Here is a 20,068-nt window from a genome sequence, read left to right as displayed (position 1 = left end):
TTGTAAACATCTCCTTTAGCGAAGTAGAGTCTGACTAAATCTGCTCGTGTCATTGGTTTTTGGGTTAAATGTGTATAAAGTGGTTTCACAGGAGTCGTAAGCTTCTAGGTGGAATCGGCAGGAATTTTTCCTGTTGGTTGCAAAAATACAAAAAAATGTTCGAAACCGCAAGCCTTTTTCTCCACTTTTTTAATGTTTTTCTGCGAAAACAATCAGTATTCCTCTGCTTTTTCGCTGAGAATTCCACGCTTTTCGCCCGAGTGTGGCAATAGGTGGCAATAGGTGATAATAGAAAATGCCCTTATTGCAACGCTTAAATAACTAAAAACCAATTGGTTAACTTGGAGCGTGGCAATAGTGGCATTAGTTTGAGGAAAATCTTTCTCATACATAGGCTTTCCTCTTTTACTAATAAATGTTATATTCCCGCCATTCCTTTTCCAAATCATTTGTTTTCTCCTGAATTTACAGTACTTTTGCAGTAAGTATTTGGTTAAAGATTAAAAGTGCGATTTAAAATAAGGTGTAGATTATGCAATACAAGAATATCATATTCGATTTAGGTAATGTCCTGGTGAAACTCAATCTGGAAGGATGCATCGGGGCTTTCAAGGCGATAGGAATGGGGGAACTGGCGAATCCGAATCCCCAGAGTGAGGGGATGAAGCTGATGAGCAAACTGGGTGTGGGAATGATTAACACCGAAGCATTCTGCGATGCAGCCCGTGAGTTGACTGGAGCTGATGTGACAAATGAAGAGATCATCGATGCTGCCAACAAGATGCTGGTGGAGATTCCTGATGAGAAAAAGGTGCGACTCCTGCAGTTGAAGAAGGCTGGTTACCGCCTCTTTCTCTTGAGCAATACCATTGATATACATTGGGATTATTGCGTGGAGCATCTCTTCCCTTATCAGAACCATGGGGTAGAGGATTATTTCGAGCACTGTTTCCTCTCCCAGCGAATGCATCTGGCAAAACCTGATGCCCACATCTATGAGGAGGTAATCAGACAGGCGAACATCCATCCCGATGAAACTCTCTTCATCGATGATCTGAAGGAAAACTGTGAGGCTGCCGAGAAGCTGGGCATCCATACCTTCCAGAACGTGAAGTTCGATGATTGGCTTTCACTTCGATTCTGACGGATATGTCAGAATCGAAGTGATTCGAAAAAAATATGAATTTCTTCGCTTTTTCCAATAAAATGTTATACCTTTGCCAACTCATAATAACTAACATACAATATTAAAATGAATTTTTACAAGACATTAGGATTGAAAAACAGCCGTATTGATGTGGCTGATGCCTTGCGAGGATTGGCCGTAGCAGGTATTATTCTCTATCACTCTGTGGAGCATTTCAATATGTACGATGGAAGCATAGCGCATGCTTATACGCTGGGGTGTGATGATTGGATGGCAGATGTGCTGGCATTGCTGCTGTCGGGAAAGATGTATGGCATCTTTGCCTTGCTCTTCGGATTGAGCTTCTTTATTATGAATGATAACCAGCAGCAGCGGGGAAATTGCTTTTCTGGAAGATTCGCCTGGCGAATGTTCCTCCTGGCAATGCTCGGTATCGTGAACACCGCCTTTTTTGATGGCGATATCCTCTTCTCCTATGCCATCTATGGACTGGTTCTCATCCCATTGAGTTATCTTCCTACCAAATGGCTCTGGTGGGTGGTTGCCTTCCTCTTTATCCAACCGGTAGAAATCTACTCCCTCATTTCGGGATGGCAGGTTGATACATCGGCATTGAGTGAGGTGTATGGAAATATGTATAATGGTCATCAGCACGGCACCTTCCTGGAGAATGCCTACAGTAACCTGCGATACGGACAGGTGGCTACCTATTACTGGTGCCTGATGAAGGGAAGACATACGCAGACTATCTGCCTCTTCATACTCGGAATGCTGGTGGGTAGAAAGCGTTGGTTCTACAATGAGAACAACAACCTGGCTTTGTGGAAGAAGGTGCTGGCGGTTTCCATCCTGGTATTGATTGTGGGAGGCATAGCTGATGTGCGCCACATGGAAACATGGAACAATTGGCTTTATCCTATCTACAACTTCTTCATCCTCTCGTTTGTAGTATCAGGATTCGTATTGTTGTGGTACGGAAAGGAATGGTTCAGAAAGGGATTGTCGTTCCTGCGCCAGTTTGGCAAGATGAGTTTGACCAACTACTTTCTCCAGTCTATCATCGGTTGTGGACTGTTTGCTTATTATGGCTTCAATCTCCAGACTAAACTCGGCATCACCTATGCCTTCTTTGTGGGTATTGCCATGGTGGTAGTGCAATGCCTCTTCTCCAACCTCTGGCTCAAGTATCACTCCCATGGTCCTTTCGAGGGAATTTGGAAGAAGCTGACCTGGATTAAGTTCTAAATTTTCAAGTTTACTGTAAAACCGGAGACTCCAGTTTTACAGTCTTATCCCATATTTCCAGTTGCCTTCATTCATCATCTGCGCTGGTATAAATTCTTTCATGCTGTTGATGATGGTGTTAAGCATCCGTTCTTTGATATAGTCTTCCCTAATGTATAGGGAGATGCGTCTCTGGGAAAGATAATCTCCTTCTATCTTTCTTACATTCTTGCGTTGTGCCTCATTTAGAAATTCGAGGTGCATCTCAGGAATGATGGTGAACCCGCTGTTCTCATCCACGATGCGAATTAAAGTTTCTATGCTGCCTGACTCATAGATGTGGTGCCCTTTGCTCCTTGCTTTACAGAAGGAGAAGGCACTATCGCGAAGGCATTGTGCTTCTTTCATAATCCACATGTTCTCATGTTCCAGATTCTCTGGCTTGAACACGGGCAGCTTGCGCCAGCAGTCTTCCGATAAATATACATAAAAGCGTTCTGTGTAAAGCGGAATCTCAAGTATTCCTTTACGAGGCAGGTCTGAAATGGCAATGCCAGCATCTATTTCTCCATCTTGCAAAACATGAAACATTTCTTCTGATTTCATCTCTTGAATAGAGAGGTTTACTTCAGGATAATCTTTTCTGTAATGCTTGATGAATTTGGGAAGAATGTAAGGAGCAATGGAGGGACCTACGGAGAGAGACAGAGATTTGCCAATCTGGTTCTTTTCTTCAGCCACGAGTTCTGTGATTTTCTCTAGCTCCAAAAGTGTCTTTTTAACTTGAAGGATGATTTTCTCTCCTGCACTCGTTGGTGTTACCTGTTTGTTGGTGCGGTCGAAGATGCGCACATCGAGTTCTTCTTCTAACTTCAGCAGCATGGCGCTGAGTGTGGGTTGGGAAATATTGCACGAGTCTGCCGCCTTCGCAAAGTTGCGAAAGCGGTTGATTGCTACGATATATTTGAGTTGTTGCAGATTCATTTTGCTTTGAGTTATCTTGCTTTAATTTATCTTGCTTGAAATTATCTTGCTTTGAGTTTACATATCAGCTGTGTCATGTTGCCCATAGGACAGAACACGCACCAGGTTCTTGGACGATAGATAATGGTGAGCAGAACGCCCACAATCAGCGAGGTGAGCATGATGCCGTAGAGACCGAAGGCAAACTGCGCCTTCCATGGCTCAATCTCTACCGGGTAAGCCCAATGCCATGGCACGTTGAAGGTCCATAGCAGGTGGATGGTCTGATGGAGATCTTCTGTGCCCTTTGCCACCATTGTGGTGAGGATGATCATCTGTATGAAGAAGAACATGAAGAACAGGAGGAAGCCATGGCGGAACCATTTAGACGAGAACCATCTTGGTGCCGCCTTCTTGCGCGACCATCCCAGGGTGTTTCCTATTTGCAGGAAGAGTTGTCCTCGTCCACAATAGTTGTTGCAATATCCCTTTCCACCTCCGAATATGGCCATGAGCAGCGGAATCAGAAAACAGATGACTCCGAGCCATGCGAACACGATATTGAAGAATCCAAGGATGAAATAGGTGGCAGATACGAGCCACAGGTAATCACTCCATTTCTTATTTTTCTGTTTTGCCATGCGAATCAATTTGATGAAATTAAACGGGTTGTCTTAAAACTTTATGGATTACTCCTGCCGGACAGTTTTTCTCGCAGATGCCGCAGCCTATGCACTTCTCCTCATCTATCTGGGCATAGCATCCCTTGTAGATGCTGATGGCATCCTTAGGACATACTTTCACGCAAACACCACATGCCACGCAGCGGTTTTGCTCGTTAATTGCTTTATACTTAGCCATATTGTTACTTACTTCTGAATACCTTCTTTTTCCAGTATCTCTTCCAGAAATTCAGATGCATCAGCCACGCAGAGCGGACACTCGCGAAGCACCTTGCCTGTGCCCACACCTTTCAGTAGTTTGCATTGTGTGGCACCATTGCGTTGCTTAAACTTATCCATTATCATTCTCATGCCCTTGATAGACTTCGCCTTGTCTTGTGTTGCGAGTCCAAGTACGATGCCAGCGCCAACGAGGGCTCCGCAGGTTCCCTCCATGTTACCCATACCTGCAGCAAAGGCATTGCCAGCGTTCTTGATGGTTTCCTCGTCCATACCGGTGAAGTCGTGGTAGGTGCAGAGCACAGCCTGTGTGCAATTATGTGAGCCACAACGTTTCTTTTCTGCTGCTATTTCTTTTCTTGTTTCCATTGTCATTTTTCTCTTTGTTTTTTTATTTTCTTATTTGTAATTTTGATTTCGGCTGCAAAGATAATACTTTTATTATAGATAAACGAAAGATTCTGGCTATAAGTTGATAGATGATATCTATTGTGGCTTTTTGAAATAAAAAGGTGTGTCATGGACTTATGTCTAAAATGTTTATATTTCACGAAAATAATCTCTGATTTATGCCGTAATCTGGAATATTTTTCGTATCTTTACACCATCAAACAGAATGACTATGTTTAAAAAGAAAGATCCGAATCCTCAGTTAGATATATTCACGGCTCCCTCAATGCAGTTAGGAAGTCGTGCTTCAAAGATCGATATTTGCCCTTTTCGGGTCTGTCAGAGAAGCTTTCGGCTCTTTCAAAGCGATTTCTCGAAAGATATTCACCTGCGGAGCCAATTGCTATGTTTCACTCAGAATGACCACACTGGTCATGCTGGATTCAAAATATGCCCCTTTTTAAAGTGGGCTCAGTAAATATAGATAAAGATATGAGACTCAATCTTAGTTCACAAATCGTACTCAATAAAGTACCTGTAGAGTTCTACAAGCCAAAGACGACTGTAGAATACTCTGAAATCTCCAGAATGGAGAAGATTCATACAGATATCTTTGCCTCTATGACAGAAGGTGCCAGTCATGTAGCTGATAAAATAGAAGCTGGCATCAAGGCTGCACAGCAGGAAGGCAAATTCTATGTGATGGCGCTGGGTGCCGGTTCTTCTCTCTATTCTGTATACGATGAACTCGTTCGCCGTTACAACGAGAAGACCCTGAGCTTCCGCAATGTTGTTGTATTCAATGCATACGAATATTATCCGCTCCAGAAGGACAGCTCTCTCCGTACCATCAACCAGTTGAAGGATCGTTTCCTCAATCATGTGGATGTGGCTGAGCAGAACATCTTTACACTGGATGGTTTTGTGGCACAGGATGCCGTACAGGACAGTTGCCGTCTTTATGAGCAGCGTATCAAGACCTTTGGCGGTCTCGATGTAGCCCTCATAGGTATAGGCCGTTCGGGTAATATTGCAGCCAACGAGCCAGGTTCGGGCATCCAGTCGATGACCCGTATCATCCTCATCGGCAATACCTCTCGCGGAGAGATGGAGAACAGTGAGCAGACCAAGGAAACCATTCCTCCATGTTCGCTCACCATGGGTATCGCTACCTTACTCTCAGCCAAGAGCATCTATCTGACAGCCTGGGGCGAAGAGAAGGCAGAGATTATGCAGAAGGTGGTGGAGAACTCTATCACAGATACCCTGCCGGCATCATTCCTTCAGACTCATCCGAATGCTCATGTTGTCATCGACCTGGGTGCAGCTCACCATCTGACGCGTATCGAGCATCCATGGCTCGTAACTTCATGCCAGTGGAGTGATAAACTGGTGCGTTCTGCACTGGTATGGCTCTGCCAGAAACTCGGCAAGCCTATCCTGAAGTTGACCAATAAGGATTATAATGAGAACGGACTGAGCGAACTTCTGGCTCTCTATGGCTCAGCCTATAATGCCAATATCAAGATTTTCAATGATTTGCAGCATACCATTACCGGATGGCCAGGTGGTAAGCCAAATGCCGATGATACCTATCGTCCGGAGCGTGCAACACCATTCCCTAAGAAGGTTATCGTGTTCTCTCCACACCCAGACGATGATGTTATCTCAATGGGAGGAACCATCCGTCGACTGGTACAACAGAACCACGATGTGCATGTAGCTTACGAAATATCAGGAAACATTGCTGTGGGTGATGAGGAAGTAACAAGATTCATGCACTTTATCAATGGTTTCAACCAACTCTTTGCTGACTCAAAGGATAGTATCATCTCTAATAAATATAAGGAAATCAAGACCTTCTTTGCCAAGAAGAAGGAGAGTGACTTCGATACGAGAGATATTCTGACCATCAAGGGACTGATTCGCCGTGGTGAGGCTCGTATCGCTTGTACCTATAATGATATTCCGCTTGACCATGTACACTTCCTCGACCTGCCATTCTATGAGAGCGGCAAGATAGAGAAGTTGCCTATGACCGAGAAGGATGTAGAGATAGTGAGAGCTCTGTTGCAGAAGGTGCAGCCGCATCAGATTTATGTAGCCGGCGACCTTGCTGACCCTCACGGAACCCACAAGAAGTGTACTGATGCCGTTCTGGCAGCTATCGACGAAGAGAAGAAAGCGGGTGCAGAATGGTTGAAGGACTGTCGCATCTGGATGTATCGCGGTGCCTGGGCAGAATGGGAGATTGAGAATATCGAAATGTGTGTTCCATTGAGCCCTGAGGAGTTGCGGGCAAAGCGTAACTCTATTCTCAAACATCAGTCGCAGATGGAGAGTGCTCCTTTCTTGGGCAACGACGAGCGCCTGTTCTGGCAGAGAGCCGAGGACCGTAACCGTGCTACTGCATCGCTCTACGACCAGTTGGGGCTGGCATGCTATGAGGCCATGGAGGCTTTCGTGGAGTACAAACCATTGTAATACCTTATTAATATATTTAACTGAACTTCCTGATATGCGAAAGTTCAGTAAATAATAAAGTGCCCCTAGTTTTAGGGTTGAGAGTTTGTCTTTAGGTTTGTCGCTTGAGGGGGCATTTAGGCCTTTCAAGCGGCTTTTTTATTGCTTGTTTCAAAATGAAACGAATAATGTGTAATTTGCTTTCATTTTGTTCTGTATTTTAAAAAGAACTATGCAAAATAATAACTAAATAAAAATATTAATACCAAAAAGTAAGTAATATTATGAAATATTAAACAAAATGTCGTACCTTTGCGCCAGAAAATAAACAAAATGTAAATTAATTAATAGGAGAGATTAACATGAAAAAGATTGAAGCAATCATCCGTAAGACTAAGTTTGAGGATGTAAAAGAAGCTTTGCTTGCCGCCGACATCGAGTGGTTCTCTTACTACGATGTAAGAGGAGAGGGCAAGATGAGACAGGCTCGAATCTACCGTGGTGTCATGTATGATACCAGCAGTATCGAGCGAGTGTTGCTGAATGTTGTCGTGCGCGACAAGAATGTAGAGAAAACGATTAATGCCATCCAGGAGGCTGCCCGTACAGGCGAGATAGGTGATGGTCGAATCTTTGTAATTCCTGTCGAAGATACCGTAAGAATCCGTACAGGTGAAAGAGGCGACATCGCTCTCTATAATGCTGAGCAGGAGAAATAGTGATTAGTGTTTTATGTTTAGTGCTTAATGTTTACTTAGAGGGGTAGCATAAGCACGGCTTTGATGGCTAACATTAAACGTTTTCTTAAAATTTTATGAATCTTGTGTAGTGAGGGCGCATGCCAATTAAACATTAAACACTACACACTAAACAGTAAAAAGATTATGAGTGTACAGGATTTAGGAATTTCAGTAGATACCGTATGGATGCTCTTGGCAGCCATGTTGGTCTTTTTCATGCAGCCGGGATTTGCCCTCTGCGAGGCGGGCTTTACCCGTAGTAAAAATACAGCGAACATCTTGTTTAAGAACTTTGTCGATTTTATGATCGGTTCCGTTCTCTTCTGGTTCGTAGGTTTCGGATTTATGTTTGGTAGCGATGGCGCCGGTTTCATCGGTATGCCTAACTTCGGGGATTTGTCTTTCTATACAAATGCAGCCGGTCTTCCTACTGAAGGCTTCCTAATGTTTGAAACCGTATTCTGCGCTACTAGTGCTACCATCGTTTCAGGTGCTATGGCAGAACGTACCAAGTTCTCCATGTACTGCGTTTACTCATTCTTCATTTCATTGATTATCTATCCTGTAGAGGGTCACTGGACATGGGGTGGCGGTTGGCTTTGCAACAGCGAGGCAGGTTCGTTCATGATGAACACCTTCGGTGCAGCCTTCCATGATTTCGCAGGTTCTGCCATCGTACATAGTGTTGGTGGTGTACTTGCCTTGGTTGGTGCTATCTGCTTAGGTCCTCGTCTGGGTAAGTATCGCAACGGCAAGAGTACGGCTATCCCTGGTCACAACCTCATGGCTGCTGCCCTGGGCGTATTCATCCTCTGGTTCGGCTGGTTCGGTTTCAACCCTGGTTCTCAGCTTGCTGCTTCTGGTGAGGTTAACCGTGTTGCTATCAGTCACGTATTCCTGACAACCAACTTGGCTGCCGTTTGTGGTGGTCTCGGTACTATGTTCACCTCTTGGATTAAGTATGGCAAACCTTCGTTCTCATTGACATTGAACGGTATTCTGGCTGGTTTGGTAGCTATCACCGCTGGTTGCGACTTGGTTAGTCCATTGGGTTCTGCCATCATCGGTCTCTTGGCAGGTATCATCTTGGTATTCTCTATCGAGTTCATTGATACCAAGCTTCATATTGATGATCCTGTTGGTGCAAGTTCAGTTCATGGTGTATGCGGTATCTTCGGTACCTTGATGACTGGTCTTTTCGCCCTTGATGGTGGCGCCTTCTATGGTGGTGGCTTCGGATTCTTCGGTGCTCAGTGCTTCGGTATCCTCTGCATCGACCTTTGGGCAGCCGTAACAGGTATCATCCTCTTCTGGGGTATCAAGAAGATTGCTGGTCTCCGTGTTGATAAGCGAATCGAGGAAGAAGGTCTCGATATCTACGAGCATGGTGAGAGTTGCTACAACTAAAGATGCTTTCATATAACGAGCGAGAGAGATTTTTCAGCAGAAGTTTTGGCGAGCAGAGTTATAATTAGTACCTTTGAACAAGGTACGCTGCATCTCAACAATATAAATAAATCGCGATTTATTTTGTATTGTCTTCGATTTGCAGTACCTTTGCTGCCGAAACTTTTAAAAACAAAAATGTATCACATAAAAATAAGAGAATATGAAGAAGATTTTTGATATAAAGAAAATGGGTGCCCTTGCACTTGGTTTGGTTGCTTTTGCTCCTGCTGCTTCTGCTCAGGATGAGGTTGAAACTACAATCGCTGCAGATGTTGTAAACCAGTATTACTGGCGTGGTCAGTCACTGGGAGAAGTCTCTCTGCAGCCAACACTCGGTATTGGTTACAAGGGCTTGTCTCTGACAGCTTGGGGAAGTGTAGGTATCTCTCAGCCAGAGGATACTAAGGAGTTTGACCTTACCTTGGCTTATGAAACCGGTGGTTTCCATATCGGCGTGACCGATTACTGGTTCAACTCTCCTAACGAGAAGTATTTCGCCTATAAGGCACATGAAACTTCTCATGTTTTTGAGGCAAATGTAGGTTATGACTTTGGTCCAGTTGCCTTGAACTGGTACACCAACTTTGCAGGCAATGATGGATTAAATAAGGATGGTGACCGTGCTTATTCTTCATATGTTGAGGCTACAGCCCCATTCAAGTTGGGCGGTTGTGATTGGGCAGCAAGTATAGGCGCAGTTCCATTTGCAACATCTTTCTATGGTGATGCCAATGGTTTTGCAGTTGCCAATGTTTCACTGAAAGCTACCAAGGATTTGAAGATTACAGATTCTTTCTCTGTTCCAGTCTTCGCTCAGGTAGCTGCTAACCCTAGCACCGAAAAAGCTTACCTGGTAGTAGGTTTTACCTTGCAGCCATAATAGGCTCTTAGGTTTTTCGATATAATCTTACGTTGGTAGGTTTAAGTTTTTATTTTAAATGCCGATAGTTCCGTCAAAGAGCTATCGGCATTTCTTTGTATGATATGGGGGTAAGAAACTGTGTATAATTCCCTGGATGTTTTACTGCATATCTATGAGCGTATAATATGCCCTGGATACGCTTTGTTTATCTTAAAAATGATTGTATTTTACAGATTGTAATTAAATAGTATATTTTTCTTTTCAGTTTATTATATGTTTTAATCTAATATGCGTTAATATGTTATTGTTGTGATAAAGTAAAGACAAAATGCTACTAATCTTTTCTTTATTCTAACAAAAAGTTGTAATTTTGCACCCGAAACATAGCAAAAAGTAATTTTAAACTTTGCTTTTGCTTGGTTTGCTCCTAAAAGAATGGATTGGACATGCCAAGGTGAATAAGAGAGAACAAGAGTTAAAAATAACCGTAAAAGAAAGGAAAAGATTTATGTGTGGAATCGTATCTATCTTCAATATTCAGGAGCAGACTCCTGAATTGCGACAGCAAGCGCTTCGTATGAGCCAGAAGATTCGCCATCGCGGACCAGACTGGAGTGGAATCTACTGTGGTGGTTCAGCTATCCTGGCACATGAGCGTCTGAGTATTGTAGACCCTGAAAGTGGTCGCCAACCTTTGTTTGCACCAGACAAAAAACAGGTGCTTGCCGTAAACGGTGAGATTTATAATCATCAGGACATCCGTGCTCGTTTTGCCGGCAAATACCAGTATCAGACCGGTTCCGACTGTGAGGTGATTCTTTCTCTCTATCGTGAGATGCGAGCAGATTCCGACTTTGATTCCTTAATATATAAAGGTGAGGATGCGCTCCACGCCCGTATCTCCAAGATGCTTGAAGAGCTGAACGGTATCTTTGCCTTCGCCCTTTACGATGCCGAACGTGATGAGTTTCTCATCGCCCGCGACCCTATCGGAGTCATTCCTCTTTATATCGGTTATGATAAAGATGGAAAGGTGCTGGTGGCAAGCGAGTTGAAGGCTCTGGAAGGTCAGTGCGACCACTACGAGCCATTCCTCCCAGGTCATTATTATTATAGCAAGAACCCTGGCATGAAGCGATACTATACACGCGATTGGTTTGAGTATGCTGCCATGCAGAAAAAATATCAGATTGATGATGACAAGAAGGCTGAAGAACAGCTGAAGGATGCTGAACCTCAGGAGAAAGTGGCAGTGAAAGAGATTCATGATGCTTTGGAGGCTTCTGTCAAACGTCAGTTGATGAGTGATGTTCCTTATGGTATTCTTCTCAGTGGTGGTCTTGATTCTTCTGTCATTTCAGCCGTAGCCGAGAAATATTCTTCTACCCGTGTGGAAAATGGGGGAGAGACCAAGGCTTATTGGCCACGTCTGCACTCCTTCGCTGTTGGTTTGAAGGGTGCGCCTGATCTGGCAAAGGCACGTTTGGTTGCCGAACACATCGGAACTGTGCATCACGAAATCAACTATACCATTCAGGAAGGTCTGGATGCTATCCGTGATGTCATTTATTTTATCGAGACCTACGATGTGACCACCGTCCGTGCATCTACCCCGATGTATCTTTTAGCGAGAGTCATCCGAAGCATGGGTATTAAGATGGTGCTTTCCGGTGAGGGAGCCGACGAGGTATTCGGAGGTTATCTCTACTTCCACAAGGCACCGGATGCCAAGGCATTCCATGAGGAAACCGTACGAAAGTTGGGTAAACTCTATCTCTACGATTGTTTGAGAGCCAACAAGAGTTTGGCTGCATGGGGCATCGAGGGCCGTGTGCCTTTCCTCGACAAGGAGTTCCTGGATGTAGCGATGGGTATGAACCCGGTTTTGAAGATGTGTCCGGATAAGACCATCGAGAAGAAGGTGGTTCGTGAGGCATTTGCCGATTTGCTTCCAGAAGAAGTGGCATGGCGACAGAAGGAGCAGTTCTCCGATGGTGTGGGCTATTCATGGATTGATACCCTGAAGCAGATTACCGCATCTGCCGTCAGCGATGAGCAGATGGCGCATGCTGCTGAGCGATTCCCTATCAACCCTCCACAGAATAAGGAGGAGTATTATTATCGTTCTATCTTCGCCGAGCATTTCCCAAGCGACAGCGCTGCCAAGAGCGTACCTAGCGTTCCTAGCGTAGCATGTTCTACAGCCGAAGCCCTTGCCTGGGATGCCTCTTTCAAGAACCAGAACGACCCTAGCGGCAGAGCCGTGGCGGGAGTTCACGAACAGGCGTATAAATAAGTGAAGAGTGAAGAATCACTTTGCACTTCATATTTAAGTAATAAAAATAGTTAGAAATAACCGATATAAAACGAACAAGAAATGGAAAAAGGATTGTACAGTTCAGCCTATGAGCACGATGCGTGTGGCGTAGGTATGGTGGTGAATATCCACGGTAACAAGAGTCATGAGCTGGTTGATAACGCCTTGAAGGTACTCGAGAACATGCGTCATCGTGGTGCAGAGGGTGCCGATAACAAGACGGGTGATGGTGCCGGTATCATGCTCCAGATTCCACATGAGTTTATTCTTCTTCAGGGTATCCCAGTGCCAGAAAAAGGTAAATATGGTACGGGTCTCGTCTTCTTGCCTAAGGATGAGAAGAAACAGCAGGATATTCTCTCCATCATGATTGAGGAAATTGAACGCGAGGGATTGCAGCTGATGCATCTTCGCAATGTGCCTACTAACCCTGATTGTTTGGGTGAGGCTGCTTTGAGCAACGAACCAGCTATCAAACAGGTGTTTATCACAGGTGTTACAGATGATAAGGTGCCTGTCTTTGAGCGCACCCTCTATCTTATCCGTAAACGTATTGAGAAACGTGTCAGCGATCCTGATTTCTATATTTGTTCGTTGTCTAATTCGAACATCGTATATAAGGGTATGTTGAGCAGCCTCCAGTTGCGCCAATATTATCCTGACTTGACCAATAATTATTTCACAAGCGGTCTGGCTCTGGTTCACTCCCGCTTCTCTACCAACACCTTCCCAACATGGAGTCTGGCTCAGCCATTCCGTCTCCTTGCCCACAATGGTGAGATTAACACCATCCGTGGTAACCGTGCCTGGATGAAGGCTCGTGAGAGTGTGTTGAGCAGCGAGGCTTTGGGCGATATCCGTGAGATTTCTCCTATCGTCCAGCCTGATATGAGTGACTCTGCCAGCCTCGACAATGTATTTGAGTTCTTCGTGATGAGCGGTCTGTCATTGCCTCATGCCATGGCTGTGATGGTGCCTGAGAGCTTCAACGACAAGAATCCTATCTCTGAGGATCTGAAGGCATTCTATGAGTACCACTCTATCCTGATGGAGCCATGGGATGGTCCTGCCGCCCTGCTCTTCAGCGATGGCCGTTATGCCGGTGGTATGCTCGATAGAAATGGCCTGCGTCCTGCCCGCTACACCATCACCAAGAACGATATGATGGTAGTCGCATCTGAGGTAGGTGTGATGGATTTCGATCCTACTGAGATTGCCGAGAAGGGTCGTCTGCAGCCTGGTAAGATTCTCCTCATCGATACACAGGAGGGTAAGATCTACTACGATGGTGAAATCAAGGAGCGTCTGGCTGCCCAGCATCCATATCGCCAGTGGTTGAACACCAATCGTATTGAACTGGAGAAACTTCGCAGTGGCCGTAAGGTGGAAAATGGTGTGGACAACCTCACTCGCAAGGAATTGGAATTCGGTTTTGGCGAGGAAGATATCGACGGTACTATCATCCCAATGGCTACCAAGGGTCAGGAACCTACTGCTTCTATGGGTAATGATACTCCGCTTGCTGTGCTTTCCGACCAGCCACAGATTTTCTTCAACTACTTCCGTCAGCAGTTTGCTCAGGTTACCAACCCTGCCATCGACTCTATCCGTGAGAACCTCGTGATGAGTCTTACCGAGTATATCGGTAGAGTAGGTTCCGGCATTCTGAACCCAGACGAGAGCAACTGCAAGATGGTTCGCTTGCCACATCCTATCCTGACCAATACTCAGCTGGATATCCTTCAAAATATCCGCTACAAGGGATTTAATACAGTAAAACTCCACATGCTCTTCGAAACCGCCAAGGGCGAAGAAGGACTGCATGAGGCTCTGGATGAGCTCTGCAAGCAGGCAGCACAGAGCGTGGATGATGGTTACAACTACATCATCTTGAGCGACCGTGGCGTGGATGAGACCCATGCCGCCATTCCATCTCTGCTCGCCGTGAGTGCCGTACATCATTATCTGATTGATGCCGGCAAGCGTGTGCAGACTGCCCTCATCGTAGAGAGCGGTGAGATTCGTGAGGTAATGCATGCAGCCCTCCTGTTGGGTTACGGTGCATCAGCCCTCTGTCCATACTTGACATACGCCATCCTCGACGACCTTGTAAAGAAGGGAAAGATTCAGGAGGATTACCATACAGCCGAGCAGAACTACATCAAGGCTGTGAAGAAGGGCTTGTTCAAGATTATGGCTAAGATGGGTATTTCTACCATCCGAAGCTATCGTGGAGCCAAGATCTTCGAGAGCATCGGTTTGAGCGAGAGCCTCCTGAAGAGCTACTTCGGAACAGAGGTGAGCACCATCGGCGGTATCGGACTCGAGACCATCGCCCGTGATGCCATCCGCCTGCACGACAAGGCATTCGAGACCAAGAAGCTCGAGTTCCTGCCAAGTATGGGACAGTTCCACTACCGCAAGGACGGTATCAAGCACGCTTGGAACCCAGAGACCATCGCCACCCTGCAGCTCGCAACCCGCAAGGGCGATTATGATCTCTTCAAGAAATATACACATCTCGTTGACGATAAGCAGGAGCCTATCTTCATCCGCGACTTCTTCACCTTCCGCAAGAATCCTATCTCTATAGATAAGGTGGAGCCGGTAGAGGAAATCGTGAAGCACTTCGTTACCGGTGCGATGAGTTTCGGTGCCCTCTCCAAAGAGGCTCACGAGGCAATGGCACTCGCCATGAACGCCCTCGGTGCCCGAAGCAATACCGGTGAAGGTGGTGAGGATAACGAGCGATTCCATTCTACACAGGATGGCATCAGCCTCTCAAGCAAAACTAAGCAGGTGGCTTCCGGTCGATTCGGTGTGACTACAGAATATTTGGTAAATGCAGAGGAAATCCAGATCAAGGTGGCACAGGGTGCTAAACCGGGTGAGGGTGGTCAGTTGCCTGGCTTCAAGGTTAACGAGGTCATCGCCAAGACCCGTCACTCTATCCCTGGCATCAGCTTGATTTCTCCTCCACCTCATCACGATATCTACAGTATCGAGGATTTGGCTCAGCTCATCTTCGACCTCAAGAATGTAAACCCTAAGGCGGCTATCTCTGTGAAGTTGGTTGCTGAGAGTGGTGTGGGTACCATCGCTGCCGGTGTGGCTAAGGCAAAGGCCGACCTCATCGTTATCTCTGGTGCTGAGGGTGGTACAGGTGCCAGCCCTGCATCAAGTATGCGTTTCGCTGGTATCTCTCCTGAAATTGGACTTTCTGAAACCCAGCAGACTCTGGTGAAGAACGGTCTTCGTGGACAGGTTCGTCTCCAGGTGGATGGTCAGTTGAAGAGCGGTCGTGACATCATCCTCATGGCTTTGCTCGGTGCTGAGGAATTCAGTTTCGGTACTGCCGCCCTCATCGTATTGGGTTGTGTCATGATGCGTAAGTGTAACCTGAATACCTGTCCTATGGGTGTTGCCACACAGGATCCTAAGCTCCGTGCGCACTTCCGTGGCAGCTACAAGTATCTTATCAACTACTTCCGCTTCCTCGCTGAGGAGGTTCGTGAGTATCTGGCAGAGATGGGTTACACCTCATTGAACGATATCATCGGTCATACCGAGCTCATCATCCGCAAGAAGGATGAGGAGATTGTTCCTACCGAGGGTTCGGATGCCGTAGAGCCAGAGGTGGCCAAGAGCATCAAGGAGAAGGCCGACTTGCTCGATTTCTCTCGTCTCTTGCATCGTGAGACAGGTCATTGCTCGCTCTATCATACTACCGAGCAGATTCATGACCTCGACAATGTACTCGACCAGCAGTTGATTCGTGGTGCACAGCGTGCCATCGAGAACCAGGAAGAGGTGAACCTCGATTTTGCCATCAAGAATACCGATCGTGCTGCCGGTGTGATGCTGAGCGGTATGATTGCCGAGAAATATGGTGAGGCGGGTCTTCCAGACAAGACCGTGAACGTGAAGTTCAAGGGTTCTGCAGGTCAGAGCTTCGGTGCCTTCTTGGTTAAGGGAGTGGATTTCAAGCTCGAAGGTGAGACCAATGACTATTTCGCCAAGGGACTTTCAGGAGGTCGTGTTTCCATCCTTCCTCCTATCCGCAGCAACTTCTCTGCTGAGGATAACATCATCGCCGGTAACACTGGTTTGTATGGTGCCACAAGCGGTGAGTTGTATATCAATGGTAAGGTAGGCGAGCGCTTCGGTGTTCGTAACTCCGGTGCCATCGCCGTGATTGAGGGTGCTGGCGACCACTGCTGCGAGTACATGACGGGCGGTAGAGTAGTAGTGCTCGGTGAAACTGGCCGTAACTTCGCCGCTGGTATGAGTGGTGGTGTTGCCTACGTATGGGATAAGAACCACAACTTCGATTACTTCTGTAACATGGATATGGTGGAGATCAACCTCGTGGAGGACAGTACCTATCGCAAGGAGTTGCATGAGCTGATCCGTCAGCATTATCTCTACACTGGCAGTAAGCTTGCCCGTACCATGCTCGACGACTGGAACCACTACGTAGAGGATTTCATCCAGGTAGTGCCAATCGAGTACAAGCGAGTTCTCCAGGAGGAGCAGGTAAAGAAGTTGCAGCAGAAGATTGCGGATATGCAGCGAGATTACTAATTTTAAAATTAGAAAAAAGATGGGAAATCCAAAAGCATTTTTGACTATACCTCGCAAGGAAGCAGGTTATAGACCAATTCACGATAGAATCCTCGACTTCAGCGAGGTAGAACAGACATTGAATAGCAACGATCGCCGACAGCAGGCTTCACGTTGCATGGATTGTGGTGTGCCTTTCTGCCACTGGGCTTGTCCGCTGGGCAACAAGGCACCGGAGTGGAATGATGCCCTCTACAAGGGCGACTGGGAGCAGGCTTACCGCCTCCTCAATTCCACCAACGACTTCCCTGAGTTCACAGGACGCATCTGTCCTGCACTCTGCGAGAAGGCGTGTGTATTGAATCTCATGGATCATGAGCCAACCACCAACCGTGAGGATGAGTGCGCCATCGTGGAGCACGCCTTCTCAGAGGATTATGTACATGTTGAGATTCCTGAGCGTAATGGCAAGACCGTGGCTGTCATCGGTGCCGGTCCTGCAGGATTGGTTGCTGCCAATCAGTTGAACCACAAGGGATATAAGGTAACAGTCTTTGAGGCACGTGAGAATGCCGGTGGTCTGTTGCGTTATGGTATTCCAAACTTCAAGCTCAACAAGAGCATCATCGACCGCCGTCTTCGTCTTCTCGAAGAAGAGGGCATCGAGTTCAGATACAATCAGCAGATTGATGTTACCAAGTTGCCAGAAGGCTTCGATGCCTATGTGGTATCTACGGGTACTCCTACTGCCCGCGACCTGAAAATTCCTGGAAGAGAATTGAAGGGTGTTTATTTCGCCCTCGAGCTGCTTTCTCAGCAGAACCGTATCCTCGCAGGTATGGAGTTCTCTAAGGACGAACTGGTTAACTGCAAGGGCAAGGATGTATTGGTAATCGGTGGTGGTGATACAGGTTCCGACTGTATCGGTACGGCTCATCGTCAGGGTTGCAAGAGTGTAACTCAGATTGAAATCATGCCTAAGCCAGTGGAAGGCCCAGAGGATCCTAAGAATCCTTGGCCAAACTGGCCTCGCACCCTGAAGACAACTTCCAGTCATGAGGAAGGATGCACCCGTCGCTGGAACATCAACTCTCTGGAGTTCCTGGGAAAAAACGGCAAACTGACAGGTGTGAAGGTTCAGCCTATCGACTGGAAACCAAACCCAGAGGGTGGTCGCCCGTTGATGGTAGAGGCTGGCGAACCGGAGATTATCAAGGCAGAGGCCGTATTTCTGGCCATGGGCTTCCTGAAGCCACAGCAGCCTGAATTTGCTGAGAATGTATTCGTGGCTGGCGATGCAGCAAGCGGTGCCTCTCTGGTAGTACGCGCCATGGCAAGCGGCAGAAAGATTGCTGCCCAGGTAGATAAGTTCCTGAACAAATAAATCGGTTATTTTTAACTATAAGTGTAGGGAGGTTGACCTCAGTGATGAGGTTTTCCTCCCTTTTTTCTTTCTTCTTCTCCCTCGTTCCGCCCTCATCACTCTCGTTCCGCACCCGTTCCAGGCAGTTCCATCGCCTGTCCTATGAATAATAATCAACAAAAAAGGGTTTTATTCGTGATTTCTCTCCATATTTTCATTAATAATTTGGCATTCCCAAATATAAAGTGTAAATTTGCACTCAATATTTCGACTAATAATAATTAAACTAAGGAAATAACAGAAAATGAAAAAGAAATTATCAACCGTTCTTTTGGCATTGGCTGCCTTTATGCCAATGACAGCACAGAATCTTGTAAAGGGAGATTATGGTTATCTCTATTGTCACATGAGCGATAAGGGGGAGTGGACAGCCTATGCCATTTCCCGTGATGGCTACAACTATCAGGACATCAATGATGGCAACCCTATCTTCAATCCAGAAGAGCATGCCCGCATTGAAGGCGGAACCCGTGATGCCTACATCACCCGTATGTACAATGGAAAAGGATACATCATGGTTACCACCGATATGTGCGTGCGCAAGAGCCACAAATGGGACAACTATGGCATCGATCTCCTGAAGAGTAAGGATTTGAAGAACTGGACCAGCGTTACCTTCGATTTCCGCAAGGGCATGCAGAACTTCTGCGATGCTGCCACAGCTACATCTCCTTATAAGGACTGGAGCACCATCAACCGTGTATGGGCACCTCAGATTTTCTGGGATCCTGACTATTGTTGGGAAAACGGTGAGAAGGGCGGATACATGATTTACTATTCCATGCTTAACCGTGCTGAGGAGAAGTACGACCGCATGTATTACAGCTATGCTGACAAGACCTTTACCAAACTCACCACTCCTAAGCTACTCTTCGACTGGGGGTATGCTACCATCGATGCCGATATCAATTTCCTGAAGAGCGATGGTCTCTATCACATGCTCATTAAGAAAGAGGGTGGAAAGAGAGGTATCTTCACTGCTACCAGCAAATATCTCAATCATGGTTGGAGCGCTCCTGTCGATGATGACTTCGTAAGTTTCGAGGGAAGTAAACTGACAGAGGGAAGTTCTGCCTTCCAGCTTATTGGTGATGATACTTGGCGTGTGGCTTACATCCAATATAGTGATCATCCTAAGCATTACCGTATCTGCAAGGCAGATAAGTATCTTCGTAATTTCTCTGATCCTGTGGACATTAAGGGAGTTACGGCTCCTCAGCATGGCAGTTTCATGAGAATTACCAAGAAAGAGTACAAAATGCTCCTGAAATGGAACCAAGAATTAAAAAATATAGAAAAATAAGTGGATTTATTGTTAAGTGCATAGCCGTATAGAATATTTAAGGGATTTATGCTTGTTTGGTTTAGATAAGATAGAAAAAATATGATTGTGCGCGCGTACATTATAATATGTAAAGCAAAATTTATATGCATATCTCTCTATTCAACATGATCCTAGTAAAATCTTTCACAGGTGTATTTGCTAAGTTGAAATGTTGTTTTATGTAATCCTCGGTAATGGGGAAAAATAGTCTTTAAAGTGAGTTTAATTGTTTATATGTGTTAAATTTTGGCTAAAATCTGAACTTTTTTGCGAAAAGATTTGGTGGAATGGAAAATAGTTA

At 45.9% G+C, this 20,068-nt stretch carries 15 protein-coding genes; 10 read left to right on the top strand and 5 right to left on the bottom strand.

All coding sequences use genetic code 11. From position 1 onward, the window contains the following. Positions 1-212: 212 nt before the first annotated feature. Entirely contained in the window at positions 213-392 is a 180-nt protein-coding gene (locus DWV53_RS09060; protein ID WP_147468758.1) for a hypothetical protein, read from the bottom strand. Between the two features lie 140 nt (positions 393-532). On the opposite strand from DWV53_RS09060, the gene DWV53_RS09055 reads away from it, so the two are divergent. Together DWV53_RS09055 and DWV53_RS09050 are read left to right on the top strand one after the other, a co-directional pair. Beyond that, the gene (locus tag DWV53_RS09055) at positions 533-1,144 is read left to right on the top strand and encodes an HAD family hydrolase (protein WP_259318951.1); all 612 of its coding nucleotides are present in this window, start codon (positions 533-535) and stop codon (positions 1,142-1,144) included. Between the two features lie 108 nt (positions 1,145-1,252). Continuing rightward, positions 1,253-2,392: a DUF418 domain-containing protein gene (locus DWV53_RS09050; RefSeq protein WP_118153036.1), complete on the top strand. Its 1,140-nt coding sequence runs from the start codon at positions 1,253-1,255 to the stop codon at positions 2,390-2,392. Positions 2,393-2,428: 36 nt separating this feature from the next. Here DWV53_RS09050 and DWV53_RS09045 read toward each other — a convergent pair whose 3' ends face one another. From DWV53_RS09045 to DWV53_RS09030, 4 genes are read right to left on the bottom strand one after another with little or no spacing between them, the layout of a single operon-like run. Continuing rightward, positions 2,429-3,355 carry a LysR substrate-binding domain-containing protein gene (locus tag DWV53_RS09045; RefSeq protein ID WP_118153034.1) on the bottom strand — a complete coding sequence of 309 codons (927 nt, stop codon included), beginning with the start codon at positions 3,353-3,355 and terminating at the stop codon, positions 2,429-2,431. 41 nt (positions 3,356-3,396) lie between these two features. Continuing rightward, entirely contained in the window at positions 3,397-3,975 is a 579-nt protein-coding gene (locus DWV53_RS09040) for a 4Fe-4S binding protein (protein WP_118086052.1), read from the bottom strand. Positions 3,976-3,994: 19 nt separating this feature from the next. Beyond that, positions 3,995-4,195 carry a 4Fe-4S binding protein gene (locus DWV53_RS09035; RefSeq protein ID WP_117587763.1) on the bottom strand — a complete coding sequence of 67 codons (201 nt, stop codon included), beginning with the start codon at positions 4,193-4,195 and terminating at the stop codon, positions 3,995-3,997. Positions 4,196-4,203: 8 nt separating this feature from the next. Further along, positions 4,204-4,605, bottom strand: a complete 402-nt coding sequence (locus DWV53_RS09030; RefSeq protein ID WP_117587762.1) for a C-GCAxxG-C-C family protein — start codon at positions 4,603-4,605, stop codon at positions 4,204-4,206. A gap of 513 nt (positions 4,606-5,118) precedes the next feature. Here DWV53_RS09030 and DWV53_RS09020 point away from each other — a divergent pair. The 8 genes from DWV53_RS09020 (at position 5,119) to DWV53_RS08980 (ending at position 19,746) form a co-directional block, all read left to right on the top strand. Continuing rightward, positions 5,119-7,110 (top strand): glucosamine-6-phosphate deaminase, encoded by a 1,992-nt coding sequence (locus DWV53_RS09020; protein ID WP_118153032.1) that lies wholly within the window; start codon positions 5,119-5,121, stop codon positions 7,108-7,110. A 341-nt stretch (positions 7,111-7,451) separates the two neighbouring features. Beyond that, the gene (locus DWV53_RS09015; protein ID WP_006848366.1) at positions 7,452-7,808 is read left to right on the top strand and encodes a P-II family nitrogen regulator; all 357 of its coding nucleotides are present in this window, start codon (positions 7,452-7,454) and stop codon (positions 7,806-7,808) included. A 165-nt stretch (positions 7,809-7,973) separates the two neighbouring features. After that, positions 7,974-9,236, top strand: a complete 1,263-nt coding sequence (locus tag DWV53_RS09010; RefSeq protein ID WP_118153030.1) for an ammonium transporter — start codon at positions 7,974-7,976, stop codon at positions 9,234-9,236. Between the two features lie 202 nt (positions 9,237-9,438). After that, on the top strand, positions 9,439-10,158 hold the full coding sequence (locus DWV53_RS09005) for a hypothetical protein (RefSeq protein ID WP_118153028.1): 720 nt from the start codon (positions 9,439-9,441) through the stop codon (positions 10,156-10,158). A gap of 490 nt (positions 10,159-10,648) precedes the next feature. Then, positions 10,649-12,436 (top strand): asparagine synthase B, encoded by a 1,788-nt coding sequence (gene asnB / locus DWV53_RS09000; RefSeq protein WP_118153027.1) that lies wholly within the window; start codon positions 10,649-10,651, stop codon positions 12,434-12,436. Positions 12,437-12,517: 81 nt separating this feature from the next. Further along, positions 12,518-17,041, top strand: coding sequence for a glutamate synthase large subunit (gltB, locus tag DWV53_RS08995; protein WP_118153025.1), 4,524 nt, complete (start codon positions 12,518-12,520; stop codon positions 17,039-17,041). A gap of 19 nt (positions 17,042-17,060) precedes the next feature. Next, positions 17,061-18,404, top strand: coding sequence for a glutamate synthase subunit beta (locus DWV53_RS08990; protein WP_006848361.1), 1,344 nt, complete (start codon positions 17,061-17,063; stop codon positions 18,402-18,404). A 283-nt stretch (positions 18,405-18,687) separates the two neighbouring features. Continuing rightward, positions 18,688-19,746, top strand: coding sequence for a glycoside hydrolase family 43 protein (locus DWV53_RS08980; protein ID WP_118153023.1), 1,059 nt, complete (start codon positions 18,688-18,690; stop codon positions 19,744-19,746). Positions 19,747-20,068: the final 322 nt, after the last annotated feature.

This window comes from Segatella copri, from assembly GCF_003465495.1.
GTDB lineage: Bacteria > Bacteroidota > Bacteroidia > Bacteroidales > Bacteroidaceae > Prevotella > Prevotella copri_G.
This window is presented reverse-complemented; position numbering and strand designations above follow the sequence as displayed.

What these genes read in the sequence shown, in the direction of transcription:
- DWV53_RS09060 (WP_147468758.1), bottom strand. Translation starts at nt 392, where the DNA reads ATGTATGAGAAAGATTTTCCTCAAACTAATGCCACTATTGCCACGCTC.
- DWV53_RS09055 (WP_259318951.1), top strand. Translation starts at nt 533, where the DNA reads ATGCAATACAAGAATATCATATTCGATTTAGGTAATGTCCTGGTGAAA.
- DWV53_RS09050 (WP_118153036.1), top strand. Translation starts at nt 1,253, where the DNA reads ATGAATTTTTACAAGACATTAGGATTGAAAAACAGCCGTATTGATGTG.
- DWV53_RS09045 (WP_118153034.1), bottom strand. Translation starts at nt 3,355, where the DNA reads ATGAATCTGCAACAACTCAAATATATCGTAGCAATCAACCGCTTTCGC.
- DWV53_RS09040 (WP_118086052.1), bottom strand. Translation starts at nt 3,975, where the DNA reads ATGGCAAAACAGAAAAATAAGAAATGGAGTGATTACCTGTGGCTCGTA.
- DWV53_RS09035 (WP_117587763.1), bottom strand. Translation starts at nt 4,195, where the DNA reads ATGGCTAAGTATAAAGCAATTAACGAGCAAAACCGCTGCGTGGCATGT.
- DWV53_RS09030 (WP_117587762.1), bottom strand. Translation starts at nt 4,605, where the DNA reads ATGGAAACAAGAAAAGAAATAGCAGCAGAAAAGAAACGTTGTGGCTCA.
- DWV53_RS09020 (WP_118153032.1), top strand. Translation starts at nt 5,119, where the DNA reads ATGAGACTCAATCTTAGTTCACAAATCGTACTCAATAAAGTACCTGTA.
- DWV53_RS09015 (WP_006848366.1), top strand. Translation starts at nt 7,452, where the DNA reads ATGAAAAAGATTGAAGCAATCATCCGTAAGACTAAGTTTGAGGATGTA.
- DWV53_RS09010 (WP_118153030.1), top strand. Translation starts at nt 7,974, where the DNA reads ATGAGTGTACAGGATTTAGGAATTTCAGTAGATACCGTATGGATGCTC.
- DWV53_RS09005 (WP_118153028.1), top strand. Translation starts at nt 9,439, where the DNA reads ATGAAGAAGATTTTTGATATAAAGAAAATGGGTGCCCTTGCACTTGGT.
- asnB (WP_118153027.1), top strand. Translation starts at nt 10,649, where the DNA reads ATGTGTGGAATCGTATCTATCTTCAATATTCAGGAGCAGACTCCTGAA.
- gltB (WP_118153025.1), top strand. Translation starts at nt 12,518, where the DNA reads ATGGAAAAAGGATTGTACAGTTCAGCCTATGAGCACGATGCGTGTGGC.
- DWV53_RS08990 (WP_006848361.1), top strand. Translation starts at nt 17,061, where the DNA reads ATGGGAAATCCAAAAGCATTTTTGACTATACCTCGCAAGGAAGCAGGT.
- DWV53_RS08980 (WP_118153023.1), top strand. Translation starts at nt 18,688, where the DNA reads ATGAAAAAGAAATTATCAACCGTTCTTTTGGCATTGGCTGCCTTTATG.